This is a genomic window from Mycobacterium gordonae (genome assembly GCF_002101675.1).
Lineage (GTDB): Bacteria > Actinomycetota > Actinomycetes > Mycobacteriales > Mycobacteriaceae > Mycobacterium > Mycobacterium gordonae.
This window is the reverse complement of the sequence record NZ_LQOY01000221.1, coordinates 1-6,080: the sequence shown is the minus strand read 5'-3', so window position 1 is coordinate 6,080 and position 6,080 is coordinate 1. Positions and strand designations below refer to the sequence as shown.

At 68.6% G+C, this 6,080-nt stretch carries 2 protein-coding genes; both read left to right on the top strand.

The genetic code is table 11. The features are described from left to right. Positions 1 to 3,940: sulfolipid-1 biosynthesis phthioceranic/hydroxyphthioceranic acid synthase (gene pks2 / locus AWC08_RS27930; RefSeq protein WP_142283853.1), on the top strand; the 3,940-nt coding region annotated here is incomplete at its 5' end. A 461-nt stretch (positions 3,941 to 4,401) separates the two neighbouring features. Then, the coding region (locus tag AWC08_RS27925; RefSeq protein ID WP_142283852.1) for a type I polyketide synthase at positions 4,402 to 6,080 on the top strand (1,679 nt) is incomplete at its 3' end.

Here is a 6,080-nt window from a genome sequence, read left to right as displayed (position 1 = left end):
GGAAGACGGCTTCCGCGTCTTCACCGAACTGTCCCCTCACCCGCTGCTCACCCACGCCGTCGACCAGACCGCCCGCGGACTGGACATGTCCGCGGCCGCCCTGGCCGCCATGCGCCGCGAACAACCGTTGCCGCACGGCCTGCGCGGCCTGGTCGGCGACCTCTACGTCGCGGGGGCCGCGGTGGACTTCTCGCTGCTCTACCCGGGTGGCAACCTGCTGCAGCCGCCGCTGCCGGCGTGGACCCACCGCCGGCTGTTGCTCGAGGAGAGCACCGATCGGCTCCCCCACGCCAACACCGTGGCGGTGCACCCGTTGCTGGGCGCGCATGTCCGGCTGCCCGAGGAGCCGGAACGGCACGTCTGGCAAGGCGATGTCGGCACCGAGGCGCAGCCCTGGCTGGGTGATCACCAAATTCACCGGGCCGCGGCGCTGCCCGGCGCGGCCTACTGCGAGATGGCCCTGGCCGCGGCTCGCACCGTACTCGGCGAGAACGCCGAAGTCCGCGACATCAAGTTCGAACGGTTGCTGCTGCTCGACGAGATGACTCCCGTCGGGGCCACCGCGACGGTCGAGGCGCCCGGGGTCGTCCCGTTCGTGGTGGAGACCAACGAGGGCGGCGAACGCTCCCGGCGCGCCTCGGCGATGCTGCATGCCGGATCCGACGGGGACGACGGCGAAGTTCCGCCCGCCGCCTACGACATCGAAGCGCTGCTCGCCTCGCACCCGAATCCCGCCGACGGCGACGACCTTCGCCACGAATTCGACGGTCGCGGCATCCAGTACGGCCCGGCATTCAGTGGTCTGACCGCGGCGCACGTCACCGAGGAAGCCGGCGACACGGTGCTGGCCGAGGTCGCCGTGCCCAGTTCGATCCGCGCCCAGCAGGGTGCGTACGGCGTGCATCCCGCACTGCTGGACGCCTGCTTCCAGTCGGTGTCCGCGCACCCCAGCGTCACCACGGCCGGCGGCGGCGGCCTGCTGTTGCCGCTGGGGGTTCGCCGGCTGCGCGCCTACGGTTCGGCTCGGCATGCCCGGTACTGCCTGACCACCGTGACCCCCGAGGGCACCGGGCTCAATGCCGATATCGACATCCTCGACGAGCACGGCTCCGTGCTGCTGGCGGTGCGGGGCTTGCAGATGGGCACCGGCGCCTCGGCAAGCAGCGAGCGGGATCGAGTGCTGGCCGAGCGGCTGCTGACCATCGAGTGGCAACGGCGCGAGCTGCCCGAGAAGACCGTGACCGAACCCGGCAACTGGTTGCTGATCAGCACCGCCGACGCCTCCGACATGATGGCGACGCAGCTGACCGACGCCCTGAAGGTGCACGACGCCGACAGCACGACGATCTCGTGGCTGCTGCGCGACGACCACGACGCGCAGGCCGGCTTGCTGCGCGATCAACTCAGCACCAATGCCTTCAACGGCGTCGTCGTTCTCACCGCGCCTCCAAGCGGGGACTCGGCAACCGGGAGCGCCATCGAACGGGGCAGAGAGTACGTGGGGCACATCGTGCGCATCGCGCGTGAACTGCCCGATATCGAGGGCCAGACCGCCCGGCTATACGTCATGACCCGCAATGCCCAGACGGTGCTGGCCGACGACTGCGCCAACCTCGAACAGGGCGGCCTGCGTGGCCTGCTGCGGGTGATCAGCGCCGAACACCCCCACCTCAAGGTCACCTACATCGACGTCGACGACAACACCGGCGCCGAACAAGTGACCCGTCAACTGCTGCTCACCGAGTCCGAAGAAGACGAGACGGCTTGGCGCAACGACGAGTGGTACACCGCACGCCTCAGCCCGACGCCGCTGGGCCCCGACGAGCGTCAGACCACCGTGGTGGAGCACGAGCACGAGGGCATGCGTCTGCAGATCCGCACCCCCGGCGACCTGCAGACGCTCGAGTTCGCCGCGTTCGAAAGGGTCGCGCCGGGGCCGGGTGAGGTCGAGGTCGCCGTCGGTGCGTCCAGCATCAACTTCGCCGATGTCCTGGTCACCTTCGGCCGCTACCAGACGGCCGACGGACAGCAGCCTCAGTTGGGCACCGACTTCGCCGGCGTGGTGACCGCGGTGGGACCCGACGTCACCGACCTGAAGGTCGGCGACCGCGTGGGGGGGATGTCGGCGAGCGGCTGCTGGGCCACCTTTGTCACCTGCGACGCACGCCTGGCCACACCCATCCCCGACGGCTTGACCGACGCCCAGGCTGCCGCGATCACCACCGCGTCGGCCACCGCCTGGTACGGCCTGCAGGACCTGGCCCGCATCAGGGCGGGCGACAAGGTTCTCATCCACTCCGCGACGGGTGGGGTGGGCCAGGCGGCCATCGCGATCGCGCGTGCCGCCGGCGCCGAGATCTACGCCACCGCGGGCAGCGAGCAGCGCCGAGAACTGTTGCGCACCATGGGAATTGAGCATGTGTACGACTCGCGCAGCGTTGCGTTCGCCGACCAGATCCGCAACGACACCGACGGCTACGGGGTCGACATCGTCCTCAACTCGGTGTTCGGCGCCGCCCAGCTGGCGGGGATCAAGCTGTTGGCGCGGGGTGGACAGTTCGTGGAGATCGGCAAGCGCGACATCTACGGCGACACCAAACTCGGCCTCTTCCCGTTCCGGCAGAACCTGTCATTCCACGGTCTGGACCTGGGCTTGCTGTCGGCCACCGACCCGAGGGCGGTCCGCGAATTGTTGACCACGGTCTACCATGCGACCGCCGAGGGCACGCTGCCGATTCCCGAAAGCACCAGCTACCCGCTGGCCGATGCGGCCACCGCGATCCGCGTAATGGGCGCGGCCGAGCACACCGGCAAGCTGATCCTGGAGGTGCCGCACGCGGGCCGCAGCAGCGTGGTGCTGCCACCCGAGCAGTCGCGGGTGTTCCGCGGTGACGGCGCCTACATCATCACCGGCGGCCTGGGCGGCCTCGGCCTGTTCCTGGCCGAGAAGATGGCGGGCGCCGGGGCCGGGCGCATCGTGCTCAGCTCGCGGTCGCAGCCCAGCGAAAAGGCTATGGAGACAATCGAATTGATTCGCTCCATCGGAACCGACGTCGTGGTCGAATGCGGTGACATCGCCGAGCCCGGCACCGCCCGGCGGTTGGTGTCCGCGGCCACCGCCACCGGCCTGCCGGTGCGCGGGGTATTGCACGGCGCCGCGGTCGTCGAGGACGCCACCCTGCCCAATATCACCGAAGAGCTCATCCAGCGCGACTGGGCGCCCAAGGTGCACGGCGCCTGGTATCTGCACGAAGCCTTGCAGGAGGGGCAAGCGGGCCGGCAGCTGGACTGGTTCTGCTCCTTCTCCTCAGCGGCGGCGCTGGTGGGGTCGCCAGGTCAGGGTGCGTACGCCGCGGCCAACAGCTGGCTGGACGCCTTCACCCACTGGCGGCGCGCTCAGGGGTTGCCGGCCACCTCGATCGCCTGGGGCGCCTGGGAGGAGATCGGCCGCGCGACGACGTTCGCCGAGCAGTCCGGCGAAGGTGAGGCGATCGGCCCCGACGAAGGTGCCTACGCCTTCGAGGCGCTGCTGCGGCACAACCGGGCGTACACGGGCTACGCCCCCGTGATCGGCTCACCCTGGCTGACCGCCTTCGCTCAGCGCAGCCCGTTTGCCGAGTTGTTTAAGTCCGCCAGGGGCCGGTCGGGCACCAACAAGCTGGTGGCGAAGTTGATGGAGCTGCCGGTCGAGGAGTGGCCCGGCCAACTGCGGCGGGTGATATCGGAGGGCGTCAGCCTGATCCTGCGGCGTGCCGTGGATCCGGACTGGGCGCTGTCGGAGTACGGACTCGATTCGCTGGGCAATCTCGAGCTGCGCACCCACATCGAGACGGAAACCGGAATCCGGTTGACGTCCAACGAAATCACCACCGTGCGGGACCTGGCTGATCGGATCTGCGAAAGGCTCGCGGCGACCCAGGACGCCGCCGCGCCCGCCTGATCGTCAGCACCGAAGGCACCTCTCGGGCCTCCCGGGCACAGGACTTCCGCAACGCGCCCAGCTACCTAAATCGGGGGACCCGCCATCGGCTGTTCACCATCACAGGGCGGGGAAAGGCACCCGGGACCGCCCGCCGGGCGGTGACCGCCGAAGATTGCTTTGCGACGCAACGACAGTGCCATAAGCTGCGGTTTTGTCATCAAACGAAGGAGCGATCGCCGAATACGAGCCGATGTGATTGATGTCACCTTGGCGAATTATTTTTGTACGTTCGCACGATTTTTCTACATGCGACGAATCAACCGGTTACGCTTCTGAACGCGCCCAACTATGTCGTTGGCGCCGAAATCTGGGGGTCGGTGTACGCGTCCGTTGCTGCGGGCTGGGGCAGCGCGGACCGAAGTTCGACGGAACTTGCCGAAGAGGGTTCGAAGCGCGGGCTAAGGAGATGACGTACCACCGTGGAGAAGACACGCGTACCGGTTGCGGTCATTGGCCTGGCGTGCCGGTTGCCGGGGGGCATCAATTCACCTGAACAGCTGTGGCAGGCGCTATTGCGGGGCGAGGACTTCGTCACCGAGGTGCCCTTGGACCGCTGGGACGTCGAAGAGTACTACGACCCTGAGCCCGGCGTCCCCGGACGCTCCCACTGCAAGTGGGGCGCTTTCGTGGAGAACATCGGCGACTTCGACCCCGAATTCTTCGCGATCGCGGAAAAAGAAGCCGTGGCTATGGACCCCCAGCACCGCATGCTGCTGGAAACGTCCTGGGAAGCCATGGAACACGCCGGCCTCACGCCCGCGCAGCTCGCCGACACGCCCACCGGGGTCTTCATCGGTCTCAATCACGGCGACTATCAGTTCGTCCAGGCCGAGACCGGCACCTTGGAAGGCCCCTACGGCAACACCGGCACCAACTCGTGCATGGCGTCCGGCCGGGTCTCTTACGCCTTGAGCCTGCGCGGGCCGTCGGTCACCGTCGACACGGCATGCTCTTCCGGTTTGTTCGCCGCCCACCTGGCTTTCCGCAGCATTCAGGACGGCGAGAGTGACCTGGCTTTCACCGGCGGTGTGTACGCGATGCTCGAGCCGCGCCGCTTCGCCTCGGGCTCGGCCAACGGCATGCTCTCGCGCTCGGGCCGCTGCCACGCGTTCGACGTCGAGGCCGACGGGTTCGTCTCCGGCGAGGGCGCGGTCGTGCTGCTGCTCAAGCGGCTGGATCACGCCGAGCGCGACGGCGACCGGATCCTGGCCGTCATCAAGGGAACCGCGGCCAACCAGGACGGTCACACCGTCAACATCGTCACACCGTCCGTCGATGCCCAGGAGGCGGTGTATCGCACCGCGCTGGATGCGGCCGACGTCGACCCCGCGACTGTCGGCATGGTCGAAGCACATGGCACGGGAACGCCGGTGGGCGACCCGGTCGAGTTCGCGAGTCTGGCCGCGGTCTACGGCAACGACGGGCCTTGCGCACTGGGGTCGGTGAAGACCAACTTCGGCCACACCCAGTCGACCGCCGGCGCGCTGGGGCTGATGAAGGCGGTGCTGGCGGTGCAGCACGGCGTGGTTCCGCAGAACCTGCACTTCAACACCATGCCGGAAAAGATTGCCGCAATCGAGAGCAATCTCTTTGTGCCGCAAGAAGTTACACCTTGGCCGAAAGACGACAAGGCCGCTCCCCGGCGGGCGGCGGTGTCGTCGTACGGCATGTCGGGCACCAACGTGCACGCCATCGTCGAGCAAGCGCCGGCACCGGCGGGCCAGACGGTGCTGCCCGACGGCAGCACCGGCCTGGAAGGCACCCTGATCTTCCCGGTCTCGGCCAGCTCGGAGGAGGCGCTGCACAAGACCGCCGGTCAGCTCGCGGACTGGGTGGATGCCCAAGAGGATCTGGACATCTCCGACCTGGCCTACACGCTGGCCCGCCGCCGCAGTCACCGGCCGGTGCGCACCGCCGTGCTGGCGGGCACCGCGACCGAGCTGCGCGACGCGTTGCGTGCGGTCGCCGACGGTGAGACGCCGTACCCGCCCGCGGTCGGTCAGGACAAGCTGGGACCCGTCTGGGTGTTTTCCGGGCAGGGCTCGCAGTGGGCGGAGATGGGCAAGGACCTGCTGGCCACCGAGCCGGTGTTTGCCGC